Genomic DNA, 18,792 nt, shown 5'->3' with positions numbered 1-18,792 from the left:
GGCGCCCGGTCGGCAATCGCCCGGGCACACGTCCGGGCCGGCCCCAGCGGGCCGGCCCGGACGCCGTGATCGGACCGCGTCAGACCAGGTCGAACCGGTCGAGGTCCATGACCTTGGCCCACGCCGCGACGAAGTCGTTCACGAACTTCTCCTTGGCGTCGTCGCTCGCGTAGACCTCGGCGAGCGCGCGCAGTTCGGAGTTGGAGCCGAAGACCAGGTCGGCCCGGGTGCCGGTCCAGCGGACCTCACCCGTGTCGGCGTCGCGGCCCTCGAAGGTGTTCGCGTCCTCGGAGGTCGCCTTCCACGTCGTGCCCAGGTCGAGCAGGTTGACGAAGAAGTCGTTGGTCAGCACCCCGGGGGCGGTGGTGAGCACGCCGAGCGAGGAACCCTGGTGGTTCGCGCCCAGCACGCGCAGGCCGCCGACGAGCGCGGTCATCTCGGGGGCGCTCAGGGTCAGCAGGTTGGCCCGGTCGACCAGCAGGTACTCGGCGGGCAGCCGGACGCCCTTGCCGAGGTAGTTGCGGAACCCGTCGGCGGCCGGCTCCAGCGCGGCGAACGACTCCCGGTCGGTCTGGTCCTGCGCCGCGTCCACCCGGCCGGGCGTGAACGGCACCCGGACGTCGAACCCGGCGTCCTTGGCGGCCCGTTCGACGGCCGCACCCCCGGCGAGGACGATCAGGTCGGCCAACGAGATCCGCTTTCCGTCGCTCTGGGCGGAGTTGAAGGACTCCTGGACCCCTTCCAGCGCGCGCAGCACCGTCGCCAGCTGGTCGGGCTCGTTGGCCTCCCAGCCGTTCTGCGGCTCCAGCCGGATGCGGGCGCCGTTGGCGCCGCCGCGCTTGTCGCTGCCGCGGAAGGACGAGGCCGACGCCCAGGCGGTGGACACCAGCTGGGACACCGGGAGGCCCGCGGCGAGGACGCGGCCCTTCAGGTCGGCGACGTCCGCGGCGTCCACCAGCTCGTGGGTCACGGCGGGCAGCGGGTCCTGCCACAGCAGCACCTCGGTGGGCACCTCCGGGCCGAGGTAGCGCACGACGGGGCCCATGTCACGGTGGGTCAGCTTGTACCAGGCGCGGGCGAAGGCGTCCGCGAACGCGTCGGGGTCCTCCAGGAAGCGGCGGGAGATCGGCTCGTAGGCCGGGTCGACGCGGAGCGCGAGGTCGGTCGTCAGCATCGTCGGGGCGTGGGTCTTCGACGGGTCGTGCGCGTCGGGGACGGTGCCCGCTCCGCCGCCGTTCTTCGGCTTCCACTGGTGGGCGCCGGCGGGGCTCTTGGACAGCTCCCACTCGAAGCCGAAGAGGGTCTCGAAGAAGGTGTTGTCCCAGGTCACCGGGGTCTTGGTCCAGGCGCCCTCAAGGCCGCTGGTGATGGCGTCGCCGCCCTTGCCGGTGCCGAAGCCGCTCTTCCAGCCGAGGCCCTGCTGCTCGAGCGGGGAGGCCTCGGGGTCGTCGCCGACGGCGTCCGCCGGGCCGGCGCCGTGGGTCTTGCCGAAGGTGTGACCGCCGGCGACCAGGGCGACCGTCTCCTCGTCGTTCATCGCCATCCGGCGGAACGTCTCACGGATGTCGCGGGCCGCGGCGAGCGGGTCCGGGTTGCCGTTCGGGCCCTCGGGGTTGACGTAGATGAGACCCATCTGGACCGCGCCGAGCGGGTTCTCCAGCTCCCGGTCCCCGGTGTAGCGCTCGTCGCCGAGCCAGGTGCTCTCCGGCCCCCAGTAGACGTCCTCCTCGGCCTCCCAGACGTCCTCACGGCCGCCGGCGAAGCCGAAGGTGGTGAAGCCCATCGACTCCAGCGCGACGTTGCCGGCCAGGATCATGAGGTCGGCCCAGGAGAGGTTCTGGCCGTACTTCTTCTTGACCGGCCACAGCAGGCGGCGGGCCTTGTCCAGGTTGGCGTTGTCCGGCCAGCTGTTGAGCGGGGCGAACCGCTGCTGGCCGGCCCCGGCCCCGCCGCGGCCGTCGCTGATCCGGTAGGTGCCGGCGCTGTGCCAGGCCATCCGGATCATGAACGGGCCGTAGTTGCCGTAGTCGGCCGGCCACCAGTCCTGCGAGGTCGTCAGGACCTCCGCGAGGTCCCGCTTGACCGCCGCGAGGTCGAGGGCGCCGAACGCCTCGGCGTAGTCGAAGTCCGCGCCGAGCGGGTTGCCCACGGCGGGGTTCTTGGCGAGGATCCGCAGGTTGAGCCGGTCCGGCCACCACTGGCGGTTCCCGCCGCCCTGGGTCGGATGCGGGGAGCGCCCGTGCACGACCGGGCAGCCGCCCGTGTCCTCCGTCTTCGCGTCTACGACGATTGCATCATGGTTCTCAGACATGGGAATCCTTCCGGGGCGGGCGGATCGCGGTGCACAGGAACGATGGGTGACGGAACGGCCGGGGCGCGGGCCCCGGGAGGCGGCCTCGGCCCCGCGGAACGGGAGGCCGTGGCCGTCGGGGAGGGTCGGGCAGTGGGCACGCGGACGGAGCCGACGGCTCGGCGGCGGACGTGCGCCCGGCACCCGCCGCACCGGCGGCCACGCGCGGGCTGTGCCGCGGCGGGTGGGACACGGGAAGCAGGGAGGTTCGGCGCGTGCGGTCGCGCACCGCAGAGGTGGTCGCCCCGACGCGGAGGCGATCCCCGTCCCGGACGGTCTCGGGCGGTGCGGCGGACACGGCAGTCACCTGCGGGCCGACCCCGCACTGCTGCTCGGCGGTGGTCCCGTCATGTGTCTGCCTCCTGCCGCGTAGGAGTCGTCCCGTCCCTTGGCTCGTGCCGGAGCCGATCTTACGATAGACAGAGTCCAAGTCAAGAATATCACCAGAAGAGCGCCCAATCGGAATACGGACTTCCACTGATAAAATCCCGAAATCCCACGACCCGAAGGTGAACCGATATGAGCGACCTGCTGGAGCGACTCAGAGGGCGCGGCTGGCGGATGACCTCCCAGCGGCGTGTCGTTGCGGAGGTACTCGACGGCGACCACGTGCATCTGACGGCCGACGAGGTACACGCCCGAGCGATACAGCGCCTGCCCGAGATCTCCCGGGCGACCGTCTACAACACCCTGGGCGAGCTGGTCACGCTCGGCGAGGTCACCGAGGTCACCACCGACGGACGCGCCAAGCGCTACGACCCCAACGCCCACCACCCGCACCAGCACCTGGTGTGCTCCAGCTGCGGCACCATCCGCGACGTCCACCCGACCGGCGATCCGCTCGCCGACCTGCCGGCGGCGGAGCGGTTCGGCTTCACCGTCTCCCGGGTCGAGGTCACCTACCGCGGGCTGTGCGAATCCTGCTCCCGGACACCGGACCCGGCCGGCTGAGGCCGGGCCGCCGAAGACCGCCCTCTCTCCCTCCAGGTGCCGGCGCCCTCACGCCCAGGGCAGCGCGGCGCGGGTGCGCCAGTACGCCTCGGCCGGTTCGGCGAGCGGGGCGAGCCCGGCCAGGTCCTCGGGCGAGAGCCGCAGCCCGGCGGCGGTGAGGTTGGAGGCCAGCTGTTCCGGGGTCGCGGCGCCGCAGAGCACGATGTCCGCCCACGGCTGCGCGGCGGCCGCCGCGAGCGCGAGAGCGTCGCCGGACGCCCCGGTACGGGCCGCGCAGGAGCGCAGCTCGGCGGTGTCGGGGCCGGTGGCGTTGCGCCCGGCGAGGCGGCCGTTGGCCATGGCCTCCTTCACGACGACCAGCCATCCCGCCGCGTGCGCCTCGGCCAGCGCCGGCCCGGCGGACGGTTCCAGCAGGTTCCAGGTGGCCTGGACGGCGGCGAACAGCGGCCGTCCGTCCACCGTCACCTCCAGCGCCGCACGGACCGCGTCCGCCTGCGCGGGGCCACTGGTGGACAGCCCCACCCGGACGCCCTCGCCGGCCAGGGCGGCCAGCCGCCGGTGCAGCGCGGGGTCGGTCAGCGCCGGGCTGTCCGGGGTGACCGAGTGCACCAGGTACACGTCGAGCCGGCGGTCCAACAGCGCCCTGGTCTCCTTGATCTGACGGTCGAACACCGCCGCGGAGTGCTCCTTGACCTCGTGCACGGGCACGCCCGAGGTCTGCCAGTCGGCGGTGTAGGTGTAGCCCCACTTGCTGCCGACCGTGGAGTCGGCGGCCGCGTCGGGCCTGGCCGCCAGCCACTCGGCGAGGAACTCCTCGGCGCGGCCGTAGGAGCGGGCGGTGTCGAAGTACCGCACTCCGGCCGCGTACGCGGCGTCGAGCAGGGCGTGGGTCCGCCGGCGCAGCGCCTCGACCGTCCGGTCGGCGGGCAGGTCGAGGTCCCGGCCGAGCGTGATGTAGCCGGGCCGTCCGACGGCGGCGGTGCCCAGACCGAACCGCCCGATCGACGGGTCTGCGGGGTCGGTGGCGGCGGTTGCGGCCGGCATGGCGTGGTCCCTTCGGTGGCTCCTGCCGGCGGATCCGTGTACTCCTCCCCCGGCACCGCCACCCTATCCACCGCCCGAGGGCACCCGGCCGGGTGACGCACGGGCCGGGGACGGTCCCGGGCCGCAGCGGCCGGCACTGCCCGCTTCTCCCGTGGAGCACTAGCCTGATCGGCATGGACGAGATCGACGGTGTGGAGGTCCTCGCGTTCGCCGACGCCCCCGCGTTCGAGCGCTGGCTGGCGGAGCATCACACCCGCCACGAAGGTGTGTGGATCAGGATGGCCAGGAAGAGCTCCGGCATCCCGACGGTCACCTCCGACGAGTTGGTCGACGTCGGGCTGTGCTACGGCTGGATCTCCGGGCAGCGGCGGTCCCTCGACGAGCGGCACTACCTGCAGAAGTACGTGCCGCGCCGGCCCGGGAGCCTGTGGTCGCAGGTGAACGTGGACAAGGTCGCGACGCTGACGGCCGCCGGACGGATGCGGGAGCCGGGGCTCGCCGAGGTGCGCCGGGCCCGGGAGGACGGTCGGTGGGCGGCCGCCTACGAGTCGCAGCGGACGGCGACGGTACCGGACGACCTCGCGGCCGCGCTCGACGCGCACCCTCCGGCCAGGGCGGCGTTCGAGGCACTCGACCGGACCGGCCGCTACCTGGTCGCCCTCCCGCTGCTCCAGGCGCTCACCCCGGAGGCCCGGCAGGCCCGTCTGGAGAAGGCCGTCCGCCTGCTGGGGCACGGCGACGGGCCGGGCGCGGCGTAGCACCGGGTTACGGGATCCGCCACTGCTGGGCGTTGTTGCCGGGCGTGCAGGTGACCATGGTGAGCTGCCTCCCGGCTCCGTTGTCGGTGAGGCAGTTCTGGCCCATGTAGTCCTTGAGGTAGTAGGCGCCGGGCGTGCTCGCGGGGGTCACCGTCCAGTTCGTCAGGACGCTGAAGCCGCCGGACAGTGACACCTTTCCGTCCGGTTCCTGGACGAGGTCCGGGCCGCTCAGGTTGCACGGGTTGAAGTGGTGCCAGCTGCTCGGGACGGAGTGCACCCAGCCGTAGGCGGTCGTCCCACCCATGATCACGGCACTTCCCGGCGCCGGGCTGTCCTTCGCCAGGCCGAGCCTGAGGCCGTCGCCCACGTTGACGATGGCACCCCAGCTGCTGCCGCCGCAGCCCGGAGGCGTGGTGGGGGTCTGCGCCGGGGTGGCGGGCGCCGGGGTGGTCGCGGCCTTGGTACCGGGCGCCGGTGCGGGAGCGGGCTGGCCGGGCGCGGGCGTGGTGGCGCCGCCACGGGGCGTGGTGCCCTGCCCGCCGGCCGCGCCGGCGCCCGCGTCCGGGACGGTGTTCACCGGCTGGTTCCCGGCTCCCGTCGCCGGGGCGGCCTCGGAGGGAGCGGCGGCGCCGGTGGCCGTGGTCGGCGCCCCGACGGCCGGCGCCGTTGCCGGCGGCGGCGTGCCGGTGCCCGCGGCGGCGGGAGCCGTGACGGACTGCTGCGGGCCGGGCGCGTTAGCCTCGGACCGGAAGGGCACCCGGTCGACCAGCAGGACGGTGGTCGCACCCGCCGTGACGACCACCGGGATGACGATCGGGACGAGCAGACCGCGCCACGTCCGTCGCGGGGGTCGCTCGGCGGCGGTGGGCTCGGCCTTTCCGGCGTCGGCCTTTCCGGCGTCGGCCTTCCCGGGCCCGGCCTTTTCGGGCCCGGCCTTTTCGGCCTCGTCCGCCACGGGGACGGGAGGCACCGGAACAGGAGCCGCCGGGGCCGGCGACGGTGCGTCACCGATCGCGGCGCGGGCCGCCGCGGCCATCGCGGCGGCGTCGGGGAAGCGGTCCGCCGGCCGCTTCTGCAGCGCGGCGGCGACGAAGGCGCGCACCGCGGCGGGGAACTCGGCCGGGAGTTCCGGCGCGGGTTCCCTGATGTGCTTGAGGGCGACTTCGAGCACGCTCTCACCGGTGAACGGCGTTTCGCCGGTCAGCAGTTCGTAGCAGACCACGCCGATCGCGTACAGGTCGCAGGCCGGGGTGGTGGCCGCGCCCTCGGCCTGTTCGGGTGCCATGTAGAGGGCAGTGCCGAGGACCGAGTGCGAGGCGGTGATCTTCGTGCTGGCCAGCGCGCGGGCGATTCCGAAGTCGGTCACCGTCACCCGGCCGTCCGCCCCGAGCATCAGGTTCGACGGCTTGATGTCACGGTGCACGATGTCCCGCCGGTGTGCGGCGTGCAGCGCGTCCAGCGCCTCGGCGAGGAGGCCGAGTGCGCGTTCGGCCGGCATCGGACCGCTCTCGGCGAGGGCCTCGTGCAGAGGCTGTCCGTCGACGAGTTCCATGACGATGTAGGCGATCCTGTCGTCGGTGCCCTCGCCGCTCTCGCCGTAGTCGTGGACGTCCACGATGCCGGGGTGGTTGAGGGCGGCGAGCAGCCGGGCCTCGCGCCGGAAGCGCGTGGCGAACGTGCCGTCCTCGAACAGCGCCGGGTGCAGGATCTTGACCGCGACCTGCCGTGCCAGCACCTCGTCGTCGGCCCGCCAGACGGCGCCCATACCCCCGCCGCCGATACGCTCGGTCAGCGTGTAGCGCCCCCCGAGCACGGTCCCCCGACCCGTCATTGCCCTGCCCCCCTTTGTCATGCCCGAACCGAACGGTCCGTCAGCCGCACAGTCTGCCAGAGCACCCCACATCGCTCGCCGCCGCGGCGGATCCCGCCGACGGGCACCCAACAGGGCCGCCTCGCTCGCGAGTTCCCGCAGGGAAGCCCCGGGGCGACCGGTGCCTCCCGGGGTCGCCGGAGCCCACAGTTGCCGGCGGCAGCGTCCGGCGGTAGGACGGTTGTGGGGCGGCGCCTCGGTAGGCGGGCCGCCGGGCCGGGCGGCCGGTCTTAGCCGGGCCTTAACCAGGCTTTAGGCGCCCCTCTTGCCTTGCGGATGCCGTGGTGCGCGGCGGATCCGGGTGGGAATCTCGGCCCTGGCGGATTTGGAAGGTTTCCTAACTTCCCTGCGGTCCCGACCCGTTCGGGGGTCGGGCAGCGGTGCCGCCGGTACAGCGCCGACCCTCCGGCGCCGACAGGAACGGAGTCCCTCCATGGGTTCGCAGCACGGTCGATCCACCAAGGCCCGCACACTCCGGGTCGCGGTGGCGGCTCTGGCCGTCGTCCTCCCCACCACGCTGGCCGTGGCTCAGCTCGGTCATGCCGGTGAGACCTCGGTGGTCTCGGTGGCGGGCGTGGGTCTGGACGAAGCCCACAAGAAGGACATCGCGATGCAGCTGGTGTCCAGCGCGGAGAACTCCTCACTGGACTGGAAGGCCCAGTACAAGTACATCGAGGACATCGGCGACGGGCGCGGCTACACGGCCGGCATCATCGGCTTCTGCTCCGGCACCGGCGACATGCTCCACGTGGTCGAGCACTACACCGACCTCGAGCCCGGCAACATCCTCGCCAAGTACCTGCCCGCGCTGCGCAAGGTCAACGGCTCCGAGTCGCACTCCGGCCTCGGCTCCGCCTTCGAGAAGGACTGGGCGACCGCCGCCAAGGACACCGTGTTCCAGCAGGCCCAGAACGACGAGCGCGACCGTCTCTACTTCAACCCCGCCGTCCAGCAGGCCAAGGCGGACGGGCTGCGTGCGCTCGGCCAGTTCGTCTACTACGACGCCATCGTCATGCACGGCCCCGGCACCGACTCCGACAGCTTCGGCGGCATCCGCAAGGCCGCGCTCGAGAAGGCCAAGTCCCCGGCCCAGGGCGGCGACGAGAGCGCCTACCTCAAGGCCTTCACGGACGCCCGCAAGGTGGTCATGAAGAAGGAGGAGGCGCACGCCGACACCAGCAGGGTCGACACCGAGCAGCTGGTCTTCCTCAACGCCAGGAACTTCGACCTCAACCCGCCGCTCAAGTGGAAGGTCTACGGCGACCCGTACAGCATCAACAGCTGACCGACCGGCCCCCGCCCGGCCCGCTGGTCGTGGGACCGGACGGGGTGCCCGCGACGGACAGGGCGCCGTTTGCCGTTATCCGCACCGCGCCGCTGGGTCTCCTGAGGCATGCGGCCACCCCGCGGCGGGAGACGGCGTCGGAGGTTCCGGCCGCACGGCCGAGGTCGGGGCCCCGGGCCGGGGCCGGAGAAGGAGTGACGGCATGTGGACCCAATCCCGTTGCGAGGCGTGCCACCGGATCCGGCGGGCCGACACGTGCCCCTGCGGCCTGGACGCGGACGGCCCGGCCGCCTGGGAACCCGCGCCGACGGCAGTCCTCCCGGCGTTTCCGGGCGACCTCCCGCCGGTGGGCGGTGACGGTGGGCCGGCGGACTCCGCCCGTCTGCGGATCTTCGACCGGGCGAGCCCGGAGGAGCCCGAGTACCTCGGAGGCGAGGCCGGGGGGAGCCGGCCCGCTTCGGCCGAGGGCCGTCCCGGCCTGCCGGCCCCCCAGGTCGCCGCAGTGGCGGGCGCGGGGATGCTGGCCGCCACGGTGGCGGTGTGCGTCCTGGCCGTGGTCACCGCACACGGCTCCCGCAGCGCACCCGCAGCCGCCGCCACGCGGCCCCCGGTGGCGGCGGCACCCGCCGCCACGCCGTCCGCCCGGCCCGCGCCGCCGAGCCCCGCAGAGCCGACCTCCACGGCGACGGCGAGAGCGACGCCGACGCCGACGGCCCCACCCCCGCCGTCCGCCACCACCCCTTCCTCCGTCACCGTGCGGGGAGCCTCCTCCGGCCGCTGTCTGACCGTCAGAAACCTCACCGACGTGGAGATCAGGGACTGCGACGGCGACCGCACCCAGCAGTGGACCCTCACCGCGGCCGGGGAGCTCCGAGACGCGGACGACGCCTGTCTGGTCCCCCGCAACACCTCCGGGCGGCCCTCGGCCGTCGTGCACCTGCGGCCCTGCGTCGGTGACGCCGACCAGACGTGGGCGGCGGGGCCGAACGGGGCCGTGGTCGGTGTCAGGTCCGGCCTGTGCCTGGACGCGTTCCAGGGGCGGACCGGCAACGGCACCCCGGTCCTGCTGCGGCCCTGTACCCAGCAGCCGACCCAGCGGTGGACCATACGGTGAGCGCCCTCCCCGGGCCGCGGCGCGGCTACGGAACACCCCGGGGGGCGCCTCAGCCGACCGGCACCGCGTCCGCGCCCGGGCCACCGTCCCCGACGGCCGCCGATGCGCCGGCTCCGCCGCGGTGGGCCGGTTCGGGCGCCGGGAGTGCCTGAAGCCGCCGTGCACAGGCACTGCGCTGCACGGCCGCGAGCCCCGCGACCGCCGCCCCGAGTACCACCCAGCCCACCGGCCCGGCCGCCATCACCACACCGGTCAGCAGCGGCGGGCCGGCGGACTTCTGGACGGACTGCGCCATCCCGGCCACCCCCAGATACGAGGCACGGGCGTCCCCGGGCGCCAGCAGCACCGCCAGTTCCCACGAGCTCACCGAGCGCATCAGCTCCGCCAGGGTGATCAACAGCGCCGCGGTGAGCAGGACGGCCGTCGCCAGCCACGTGCCGCCCCGGGCGGCGACCGCCAGGCCCACGCAGGTCGTGAAGACCAGGACGCCGTACCAGAGCACGGCCCGGGTGGCCCGCCTCGGGCCCTCCGCCCGGGCCGACACCCGCAGTTGCAGCACCACCACCAACACGGTGTTGACGACCAGGAAGAGCGGGACGAGCGCGTGCGGCGCCGAGGTGCGGTTCACCAGCCACAGCGGCAGGCCGACGGCGAGGATCGAGTCGTCGATGTTCATCGGGATGTCCAGCAGCACGAACAGCAGATAGCGGCGGTCCCGCCAGGGGCTCGCGGTGCGGGCCGGCCGCACCGGATCGGCACCGGGGTCGCGCGGCTCGCGCGCCTGCCGCGCCGCCCGTGCCTCCCTCGGTTCGCGCGGCTCCCGGGTGCGCCACACCAGCGCGGCCGCGACCGCGAAGGACAGCGCGTCGCCCAGGATCAGGACCCGGTAGGCGTCGCCCGTCCCGACCGCCAGGCCGACGGCCGCGATCCCGGCGCCGACGCCGTATCCCGCGTTGGCCGCGCTGCGCGACAGCGCCTGATAGGTCACCCGCCGGTCACCCGCGACCTGCGTGGCGAACAGCATCTCCAGGGTCTTCGCCGCCCGGTCCCCCAGGTACGTGGCGGCGACGACGGGGAGCAGCGCGTCGAAGCCGGTGAACACCAGCAGCAGCCCGAGCGTGGCCAGCCGGAGCAGGTGGCAGCCGATCAGCAGCGGACGCACCGGGGCCCGGCCGGCCAGCCGTCCGGCCAGCGGCGAGCCGACGATCCCCGCGACCCCGGCCACGCCGAGCAGCACACCGATCTGCTGGGCGCTCAGGTGCGTCACGAAGGTGAAGTACAGGACCGAGGACGCGGCCCACAGCCCCGAGCCGACCCGGTCCACGGCCAGCGCGAGCAGCATGATCCGCGCATCCCGGCCGCCGGGTGGCCGGCGCAGCTGCGCGATCAGGCCCTGCCCGCCCGCCGGGTTCTCCCCGCTGTCCGTGCCGCCGCGCCGCATCGCCCGTCCCCTCGGATTTATCTCGACATCAAGAGATCGAGAGGCAGCCTGCCCCCCGAACACTCTTGATGTCAAGATTCTCGACATCGACAGACCTGCTTGCGCGCCCGCGCCCGGGCGGGACCTCACAGCCGGGGTGCGCAGCTCAGGCTGACCGTCTCGGCGAAGGTGCGCGCGAGGGGGGTGAGGGCGTCCCACCGCCGTACGGCCCAGCCCACCGGCAGCCGGGGGAGGTCGGGGATGGGGATGAAACGCACCGGGCCGGTCCGTCCGTGGACGTCGTGCTCGGGCAGCGCGGGGACGACGGCGTGGCCGAGGCCGAGTTCGGTGAGAAGGATCGCGGTGTCCCAGTCGGCGACGCTGGGTTCGGAGCTGATCCGCACACCCAGGTCGGCGAAGGCCGCGTCGAGGTGGGCCCGGGCGGAGGAGTTCTCCGGCAGTCGGATGTGGCGGACGTCCGCGAGGTCGGCGGCCTCGACCTGCGGGCGGTCGGCGAGCGGGTCCTCGGCCCGGACGGCCAGCACCCAGGGCAGCTCGACGACGGGGCGCTGTTCGATGCCCCGGACGGGGGCGCCCAGGGTCAGCCAGGCGAGGTCGATGGTGTTGGCCGCGAGGGCGGCGAAGCACCTGCGGCTGGAGCTCTCGGTCTGGAACTCCAGGCTCACCCGGGGGTAGCGCCGCCGGAAGGCGACGACGGCCTCGGACATGAAGTGCCGCACGGTGGTCGCGCCCGTCGTCACCCGCACCGAGCCGACCTCGCCGCGCACGATCTCGTCGATGCGCCGCATGGCCAGGTCGAGGCCGGCGAGACCGTCCGCCGCCGCCGCCCGCAGGACGTGTCCCGCCGGCGTGGGGACGACGCCGCGCGGGTGCCGCTCCAGGAGCCGGGTGCCCGTCGCCCGCTCCAGCCGCTTCACGTGCTGGCTCACCGCGGACTGCGTGCAGGAGAGTTCGCGCGCGACGGCGCTCAGACTGCCGCTCTGGCACACGGCGACGAACACGCGGAGGTCTTCAAGTGTCATGGGATCCAAGCTATCCCTTGGGTCAAGGCGAGGAAACCAGAGGATTGACTGGGAGTCAGCCCGTCGTCGAGGATCGCCACAGGGCCCAGGGCGGCAACCCGTCCCGCTCCCCCGCACCGGTCCGGACCACAGGCGGGGGCACGGGACGGGTGTCGACCCGCCGACAGCGTTCCACCCGGCCGCATTCGGATGCCCCGCCTCGGCCGCTCCCGGGCGGCCCCGCACGGAAGGACCCGCCGCACCATGCCCTCCCCTCTCCCCTCCCCCAGGCCCCCGTCGGACCGCCGGACCGTGGCGGTCCTCGGTCCGGGCGGCGTCGGCGGCCTGCTCGCCGCCCTGCTCTCGCGCGCCGGACACCGGGTGATCTGCGTGGCCGGCGAGGCGACCGTGCAGGCCCTGCGCCAGGACGGAATCCGGCTGCGCAGCGTGCAGTTCGGCGATTTCCGGGTGGCGGTCGAGGCGGACACCGCGCTGCGCGAGCCGGTCGAGCTGTGCCTGCTGGCCGTCAAGCACACCGCTCTCGACGCGGCGCTGGAGCGGATACCGCCGGGCGTCCTCGGTGAGGGCCTGGTGGTGCCGCTGCTCAACGGGGTCGAGCACGCGGACGCGCTGCGCGGGCGCTACGGGCGGCGGTCGGTCGTGCCGGGGGTGATCAGGGTGGAGTCGGCCCGGACGGCGCCCGGCGTCATCGAGCACGGCAGCCCGTTCACGGAGATCGACCTGGCCGGCGCTCCCGAACGCCTCGGCCCGCTGGCCGCGATGTTGACGGACGCGGGCGTGGCCACCCGTGTGATCGAGGACGAGACCGCCGCGCTGTGGGCCAAGCTGGCGTTCCTCGCGCCGTTCGCCCTGCTCACCACCTGCTACGGCCTCACCATCGGCGAACTGCGCACCGCGCGGCGCGAGGAGCTGGTGGCGCTCGTGGCGGAGGCCGCGGCCGTGAGCCGCGCCTGCGGTGTACCCGGCGACCCGGCACGGACCCTGGCGCGGTACGACGCGTTCCCGGCCGGGGGCAAGTCGTCCATGCTGCGCGACGCGGAGGCCGGCCGGCCGCTGGAACTCGACGCGATCGGCGGGGCGTTGCTGCGGGCGGCCGAGCGGCACGGTGTCCCGGTGCCGGTCGCCCGCCGCGTGGTGACCGAACTGGCGGCCCGCTGACGGCAGGCACGGCTCCGGGCCGGTCCCCGCCCCCGCCCGCAGGTCGGGGGCGGGGACCGGCCCGGAGCGGGCGCTGCGGGGTCAGTCGGTGAGCGCGGCCAGGATCCACTCGGCCAGGGTCTCGGTCACCAGGCTGTGCTCGGAGTTGGTGGTGTCGCAGCAGAACGCGTCGAGGTCGCTCCGGCCGGCCGGGAGGTTGTTCAGGTCGGTCTTGAGGTCGACGTCCCAGGTGACGGGGTCGTACTTGAGGGCGACGGCACTGACCGAGGGCACGAAGCACCCCGAGCGGTGCCGCTCGTCGATCGTGGCGCCGAGCGCGTCGGCGAGCATCCCGTACGAGGCCAGGGTGCCGCCGGGCGCGCCGTCCAGCGGGGGGATCTCACTGGTTCGGCTGGTGCGGTAGCCCAGGAGGACCGCCGACATCCGGACGACCTCCTGCATCTGCCCGAAGGCCGGCTGGGTGCGGAGCACCGCGCGGGCGAGCCCCGGGCGGGTCCAGTCGAAGACCTCCTCGTCGGGCTGCACCGGGCCGCCGATGGTGTCACCGGTGCCGTTGGCGACGCCGATCCGGCGCATGCCCGGCTTGGACGGGAACCATCCCACGTCCTTGAGGTCCTGGAGGAAGTCGCGGCGCAGCTTGCTCCAGGTGGCGACGGCTCCCGAGTCCCTGGCGTTCTCCACCCACGCCCACAGGAGCTGCTGGGCGGCGGGGCTCCTGATCAGTTCGGCCTGCTTCGGGTTGCCGGACGGGTCCGGCACCGACTCGAAGAAGTAGGCCAGCTGCTGCAGGGCGACCGGGATCCAGGCACCGTTGTGCGGGGAGTCGTAGGAGAGATAGGTGCCGGTCTCGTGCTCCTCGCCCTCGTTCTCCATCCGGGCCAGCGCGTAACGGGTGATCAGCCCGCCCATGCTGACGCCGCCCACGATCAGGGGGGCGCCGCCGGGCTGCCGGTCGGCGATGGCCTTGCGGATGGCACTGACCGCGACGCCGGCGTTGGCCTGGATGTAGGTGTGGCGCTCCTTGAAGCCCAGCAGGACGATGTCCACGCCCGCGGCCTGGAGCTGACCGAGCAGCCGCCTGCCCTCGGCGCCGTAGGGTGCGTTGAGGTGGGCGTAGAGGTCGTCGAGGTTGCTCTCGCCGAAGTTGAACCCGTCCGCGAAGACCATGGGGTTCACCAGGCCCTCGTGCGGGGTGCCGTCGGGTTCGAGGCCGTAGTAGACGGCGGCGGTGCCGGTGGCCGTCTTCCCCTCGTGGGCCCAGGCGCCGGTGAGCTGCCACACCACGTTGGGCTTGTTGACCTTCCGGGTGGTGTCGGCCCGCAGGGCGGGCGCGAACAGCACTCCCGGCGCGAGTGGATCGGGCGCACCGCCGGCCGGGGCCGCGGCTCCCTCCGGATCGGTCCACGCCTCCAGACTGACATCGACTCTGGCTTCACTGCGCAGCGCCATTGCTGCCGCCTTCCCTTGTCGGTCGAATGAGATCAGCAGAGCGGAACCTCCACAGGGCCGGGTGCCGGCCGGTCGGCCGCTGTCGGCACCCGCGGCCGGCGAAGGTCCCACCGACAAGCAAGGTATGTGCACGTAAGACTCTCGGCGCGAGCCGACACCCGGCGCCCGGCCCGCGCCAGGGCGCACTCACATCGCACATCGAGCGCCCCCACGCCCCCCACGCCCCCTGCGGCATCGACCGCGGCGGGTCGGCGCCGGCGCCGACCCGCCGCCGGGAGCCCGGATACGCTCGGGCGGGCGCCGATCCCGCTTCGGCCGCGCACCTGAGCCGTCTCGGCCCCGCACGCTCACCGCGGCACCGGGTGCTCCTGGCCGATCGCGGCGCGAAGGCGGCTGAGGACCGCCGCGGTGGCCTCCCGGGTGACGGCGTCCGCCTGCTCGCCGAGCCTGTCGTCCAGGAGTTCGGCCGCCGCGGAGATCACCGCGGCGGGAAGGGTCACGTTGCGCAGGGCGAGCATCTGCGCGGCGGCCCGCTGCCCGGCGGTGGCGGTGTCCTGCGCGGGGACACGCGCGGCGATACCGCGAGGGGGCTGGTGGACGGTGGTCATCGGATCATCCCTCCGGGAACGGCTGCGCCGGTCCGTCGTTGGCGACTGTGGGGCTGTGCGGGGGTCTCGGGACTGGGCGGACTGTCGGGGTGTCAGGGCGCCGGCCCTCCGGTCAGGACGCCTGACGCTGCCGGCAGTCCTGACGGGCCGGACGGGGGGACGCGAGGGCCGGCGGGCTCTCCCGGTGGCCCGGCTGGGGGGCCTTGGCCGCGCCGGGGACCGGCGTCCGTGCGACGGCCGCCCAGTTCGCGGACGGCGGCGCGGCGGTGTGGGCCTCGTGGATCCACCGGGCGAGCGCATGGACGAACTCCGGCCCCAGGGCGGCGGCGTTCTGGAGTTGGTCCAGGTCACCCGGGCCGACCGGGATACCCGCCCGGGTCAGCGCGGCCAGCAGCGGGTGCACCAGGGCCCAGTCGGTGCGGGCGGCGGGCAGTCGACCGGGATGCGCGGGCTCTGTCACCCCCGGTTCAACCGGCTTCGACGCGGGTCGGAAACGGCGTCCGGCCCGGTTTCCCACTTCAGGGCTATCCCCGGCGAGTCGGGTCCGGCGAACGGGCCGGCCTCTGCATGGCCGCCGCCACGGACGCGGCCCGGCGTCGGCGAGACCCTGCGCCGGCCCTGACCCGCAGCCGGAATTGACCCATCGGATCGGCCCGGAAATGCACTGTGTGATGGGTCTCCCGACTGTCTAGAGTAGTCATCACGAGGTCGGGGAAGCCCCGACAGCAGTTCAGCACAGGGGAGTTCGACATGCACACCGCCGCGCCCACGCCGGTTCTGACCCGCGCCGCCACCGCCGAGACCACCAGCGACCCGAGCAGCGTCATGACCCTGCTCGCCGACTGCGGCACCGACGGCAGCCCTCTGACCAGCTACCGTTCGCACTTCGCCGCCGGAGCCGTGGGCGCCCCCGCCCACTTCCACACCCGCGCCTCGGAGCTCTTCTTCGTCATCTCCGGCTCCCTGCAGGTCCTCGTCGGCGACGAGGTCACGACCCTGCACGAGGGCGACTTCCTGCTCGTTCCCCCGCACACCCCCCACGCCTTCGCGGCGGCCCCCGGCGCCGAGGCCGACGTCCTGTTCGTCTTCACTCCCGGGATGCCCCGGTTCGACTACCTGCGCCTGCTCGGCCGCGTCATGCGCGGCGAGGCCGACCCCCAGGAGATCAAGGACTCCTCGGAGCGCTACGACAACCACTACGTGGACAGCCCGGTGTGGCGCGCCGCCCTCGAAGCGGCCACCACCGCCTGAGGGCGGTCCGGGCACCGGGCCCCGAGCCGACCGACCGTCAGGGACGCCCGCCGACCAGCCCGGAGAGCGCGACGTACCCCTTCTCCCAGCCCGGCAGGGCGAGACGGCCGTGCAGGACCGCCTCCGGTCGGGCCGCGATCCGCCCGAGCAGGCGGTGGTAGATACCCGCCATCGCGGCGGTACAGGCCCGGCTGCGGCGGTCGAGCATCGGCAGCAGGCGCAGGCCCTCCTCGAACGCCTCCCGGGCACGCTCGACCTCGTACGCGATCAGCCCCGCGAAGTCCGCGCCCGGCGGCAGGTCGGGCGTGGCGAAGCCCTGCTCACAGCCGAACCGGACCAGGTCCTCGGTGGGCAGATAGGTCCGCCCGTTCAGGGCGTCCTCGCGCAGGTCGCGCAGGATGTTGGTGAGCTGCAGCGCCCGCCCGAGCGTGTCGGCGTAGCCGCGCCCCGCTCACCGTCCGCGCAGCCGTACACGCCGAGCGAGAGCCGACCGATCGAGCCGGCCACGCAGCGGCAGTAGACCGTGAGCTCCTCGTACGTCCGGTACTCGACGTCCTTGAGGTCCATCTCGACCCCGTCGATCAGCTCGTCGAAACCGCCGAGCGGGATCGGGAAGCGCCGGGCGGTGTCGGCGAGGGCGACCTTGATCGGGTCGGTGTCCTCCTCGGCGACCGCCCCGGACCGGACCTCGGCCACCAGCTCACGGGTGCGCAGCAGCTGCTCGACCTTGCGGTCGGCCAGCAGGTCGCCGTCCCCGATGTCGTCGATCCGGCGGGCCAGGGCGTAGAGCGCGGACATGGCCAGCCGTTGGGGCTCCGGCAGCAGCCGGATGCCGTAGCTGAAGTTTCGGGCCTGAAGGGACGTCACCGCCTCGCAGTACCGGTACGCCGCCATGGCCTGCGCCGTCGGCGGCGCCTGGGCCGGGGCCTGGGCCTGGGCCTGGGTCGATTCCGCTGCCGATGTCGCCACTGGGGCGTTCACCTTCCCTCCGCGAGGCGGTCCGCCGTCCTCGCTGCGGGCGGCGCGGGTCCGGCCGGCTTCCGGGTGAGCACGCGCCGTGAGCGCCGCCGTGCGACGGTCGCTCCCCCACCTTCCCCCGGCCCGCCTCCCAGGCGCGGCGATGTCGGCAGGAGCTGCGCTCGCGTCCACGCCCGGGTGCCCGTCCGCACGTGAGGCCGGCGCAGAGCACCGAGCCCGGCGCAGCCGGGCGCGGGGTTCGCGCGCGGCTGCGCCGGGCTCGGCCCGGGTGTCGGAGCCTCAGGCCGGGACGATGTTCTCCGCCTGCAGGCCCTTCTGGCCCTGGGTGACCTCGAAGGACACCTTCTGGCCCTCGATCAGCTCACGGAAGCCCGAGGAGGCGATGTTCGAGTAGTGGGCGAAGACGTCCGGACCGCCACCGTCCTGCTCGATGAAGCCGAAGCCCTTCTCCGCGTTGAACCACTTCACAGTTCCAGTAGCCACAGGTCTCTCTTCTCCGAAGTCGTGCCAGGCCCCACACCGTGCGAGCCCTCCGCAGGTGATCGCCCGGCCCGGGCCGACACCGCGTCGGGCGAAGCCCCGGAGCCTTCGCTGCGTAGCCACCACACTACCGACAGCTCCCGTGGATTGCGGATCACCACCGGCCCCTCGGCGCGGCTGCACGGCCTCCGCGCCGGTGCCGGTACGGGCGGATGCCCATGGAGGGGTAGCGTTCGGGGCACCCCCAGGCGTGAGGAGCGGGCCATGGACACCGACGCACCGATCTCACTGGTGACCGGCGCCAACCGCGGTATCGGGCGGGAGACCGCGCGTCAGCTCGCCGCGCTCGGGCACACCGTGCTGCTGTGCGCCCGCCGGCCCGAGGACGCCGAGCGGGCCGCCGCGGGGCTGGCCGGTACCGTCCGTCCGCATCGGCTCGACGTCACCTCGCAGGAGGAGGTGGACGCGCTCGCGCGGGTCGTGGAGTCGCGGTACGGGCGCCTGGACGTGCTGGTCAACAATGCGGCGATCAACTACGACACCGGCGACCGGGCCGTGGACGTGGACCTGGAGAGCGTGCGCCGCACGCTGGAGACCAATCTGATCGGCGCCTGGCGGGCCGCCGAGGCGTTCGTGCCGCTGCTGCGGCGCTCGGCGCACGGCCGGATCGTCAATGTGTCGAGCGGGTCGGGATCGCTGACGGAGATGGGCGCGGGCACGCCCGCCTACGGCGTCTCCAAGGCGGCTCTGAACGCGCTCACCCGCAAGCTCGCCGCCGAGCTGCGCGCGGACGGTGTGCTGGTGAACTCGGTGTGCCCGGGCTGGGTGGCCACCGACATGGGGGGCCCGGGCGGCGGGCCCGTCGAGGAGGGGGCGGCCAGTGTGCTCTGGGCCGCGACCCTGCCGGACGGCGGTCCGACCGGCGGTTTCTTCCGCCACGGGCGCCCGCTCGACTGGTGAACCGCCCTGGGGCGGGCAGGACGCCCGGCCGCCGGCCGAGGCGGGCCGACCGTGCCCGAGCAGAGCTCGGCAC

At 73.9% G+C, this 18,792-nt stretch carries 16 protein-coding genes and 1 pseudogene; 7 read left to right on the top strand and 10 right to left on the bottom strand.

All coding sequences use genetic code 11. The features are described 5' to 3' along the window. Positions 1 to 79 precede the first annotated feature (79 nt). Positions 80 to 2,311, bottom strand: a complete 2,232-nt coding sequence (gene katG / locus OG871_RS35355) for a catalase/peroxidase HPI (protein WP_371502420.1) — start codon at positions 2,309 to 2,311, stop codon at positions 80 to 82. A gap of 558 nt (positions 2,312 to 2,869) precedes the next feature. Here katG and OG871_RS35350 point away from each other — a divergent pair. Next, positions 2,870 to 3,301, top strand: coding sequence for a Fur family transcriptional regulator (locus OG871_RS35350; protein ID WP_371502418.1), 432 nt, complete (start codon positions 2,870 to 2,872; stop codon positions 3,299 to 3,301). A gap of 48 nt (positions 3,302 to 3,349) precedes the next feature. Here OG871_RS35350 and OG871_RS35345 read toward each other — a convergent pair whose 3' ends face one another. Beyond that, positions 3,350 to 4,345 carry an aldo/keto reductase gene (locus OG871_RS35345; RefSeq protein WP_371502417.1) on the bottom strand — a complete coding sequence of 332 codons (996 nt, stop codon included), beginning with the start codon at positions 4,343 to 4,345 and terminating at the stop codon, positions 3,350 to 3,352. Between the two features lie 173 nt (positions 4,346 to 4,518). Here OG871_RS35345 and OG871_RS35340 point away from each other — a divergent pair, with 173 nt between their 5' ends. Beyond that, on the top strand, positions 4,519 to 5,103 hold the full coding sequence (locus OG871_RS35340) for a YdeI family protein (RefSeq protein ID WP_371502416.1): 585 nt from the start codon (positions 4,519 to 4,521) through the stop codon (positions 5,101 to 5,103). A gap of 7 nt (positions 5,104 to 5,110) precedes the next feature. Here the strand turns inward: OG871_RS35340 and OG871_RS35335 are convergent, their stop codons facing one another. Continuing rightward, positions 5,111 to 6,934, bottom strand: coding sequence for a serine/threonine protein kinase (locus OG871_RS35335; protein WP_371502415.1), 1,824 nt, complete (start codon positions 6,932 to 6,934; stop codon positions 5,111 to 5,113). 472 nt (positions 6,935 to 7,406) lie between these two features. Between OG871_RS35335 and OG871_RS35330 the strand changes: the two genes are divergently transcribed. Both OG871_RS35330 and OG871_RS35325 read left to right on the top strand, forming a co-directional pair. After that, positions 7,407 to 8,258: a chitosanase gene (locus tag OG871_RS35330; RefSeq protein WP_371502414.1), complete on the top strand. Its 852-nt coding sequence runs from the start codon at positions 7,407 to 7,409 to the stop codon at positions 8,256 to 8,258. 202 nt (positions 8,259 to 8,460) lie between these two features. Next, positions 8,461 to 9,372, top strand: a complete 912-nt coding sequence (locus tag OG871_RS35325; protein ID WP_371502413.1) for a ricin-type beta-trefoil lectin domain protein — start codon at positions 8,461 to 8,463, stop codon at positions 9,370 to 9,372. A 49-nt stretch (positions 9,373 to 9,421) separates the two neighbouring features. Here the strand turns inward: OG871_RS35325 and OG871_RS35320 are convergent, their stop codons facing one another. Then, positions 9,422 to 10,813, bottom strand: a complete 1,392-nt coding sequence (locus OG871_RS35320; protein ID WP_371502412.1) for an MFS transporter — start codon at positions 10,811 to 10,813, stop codon at positions 9,422 to 9,424. Positions 10,814 to 10,938: 125 nt separating this feature from the next. Next, positions 10,939 to 11,835 carry a LysR family transcriptional regulator gene (locus OG871_RS35315; RefSeq protein WP_371502411.1) on the bottom strand — a complete coding sequence of 299 codons (897 nt, stop codon included), beginning with the start codon at positions 11,833 to 11,835 and terminating at the stop codon, positions 10,939 to 10,941. A gap of 243 nt (positions 11,836 to 12,078) precedes the next feature. Here OG871_RS35315 and OG871_RS35310 point away from each other — a divergent pair, with 243 nt between their 5' ends. Then, positions 12,079 to 12,993 carry a ketopantoate reductase family protein gene (locus tag OG871_RS35310; RefSeq protein WP_371502409.1) on the top strand — a complete coding sequence of 305 codons (915 nt, stop codon included), beginning with the start codon at positions 12,079 to 12,081 and terminating at the stop codon, positions 12,991 to 12,993. 81 nt (positions 12,994 to 13,074) lie between these two features. On the opposite strand, the gene OG871_RS35305 is transcribed toward OG871_RS35310, so the two are convergent. The 3 genes from OG871_RS35305 to OG871_RS35295 form a co-directional block, all read right to left on the bottom strand. Then, positions 13,075 to 14,442, bottom strand: coding sequence for a hypothetical protein (locus tag OG871_RS35305; protein ID WP_371502408.1), 1,368 nt, complete (start codon positions 14,440 to 14,442; stop codon positions 13,075 to 13,077). Between the two features lie 347 nt (positions 14,443 to 14,789). Next, entirely contained in the window at positions 14,790 to 15,050 is a 261-nt protein-coding gene (locus OG871_RS35300) for a hypothetical protein (RefSeq protein WP_371502406.1), read from the bottom strand. A 112-nt stretch (positions 15,051 to 15,162) separates the two neighbouring features. Then, positions 15,163 to 15,510 carry a hypothetical protein gene (locus tag OG871_RS35295; RefSeq protein WP_371502404.1) on the bottom strand — a complete coding sequence of 116 codons (348 nt, stop codon included), beginning with the start codon at positions 15,508 to 15,510 and terminating at the stop codon, positions 15,163 to 15,165. 290 nt (positions 15,511 to 15,800) lie between these two features. Here OG871_RS35295 and OG871_RS35290 point away from each other — a divergent pair, with 290 nt between their 5' ends. Then, positions 15,801 to 16,301 carry a cupin domain-containing protein gene (locus OG871_RS35290; protein ID WP_371502403.1) on the top strand — a complete coding sequence of 167 codons (501 nt, stop codon included), beginning with the start codon at positions 15,801 to 15,803 and terminating at the stop codon, positions 16,299 to 16,301. A gap of 37 nt (positions 16,302 to 16,338) precedes the next feature. On the opposite strand, the pseudogene hpnD reads toward OG871_RS35290, so the two are convergent. Both hpnD and OG871_RS35280 read right to left on the bottom strand, forming a co-directional pair. Next, positions 16,339 to 17,195: pseudogene (gene hpnD / locus OG871_RS35285) on the bottom strand (presqualene diphosphate synthase HpnD). Between the two features lie 363 nt (positions 17,196 to 17,558). Next, complete coding sequence (locus tag OG871_RS35280) at positions 17,559 to 17,762, bottom strand: cold-shock protein (RefSeq protein WP_371502402.1); 204 nt, start codon at positions 17,760 to 17,762, stop codon at positions 17,559 to 17,561. 261 nt (positions 17,763 to 18,023) lie between these two features. Here OG871_RS35280 and OG871_RS35275 point away from each other — a divergent pair, with 261 nt between their 5' ends. Further along, positions 18,024 to 18,719 carry an SDR family oxidoreductase gene (locus OG871_RS35275; RefSeq protein WP_371502401.1) on the top strand — a complete coding sequence of 232 codons (696 nt, stop codon included), beginning with the start codon at positions 18,024 to 18,026 and terminating at the stop codon, positions 18,717 to 18,719. Positions 18,720 to 18,792 lie beyond the last annotated feature (73 nt).

The sequence above is a fragment of the Kitasatospora sp. NBC_00374 genome, from assembly GCF_041434935.1.
Lineage (GTDB): Bacteria > Actinomycetota > Actinomycetes > Streptomycetales > Streptomycetaceae > Kitasatospora.
Note: the sequence above shows the minus strand (reverse complement) of the source record. Positions and strands in the feature narration are given on the sequence as shown.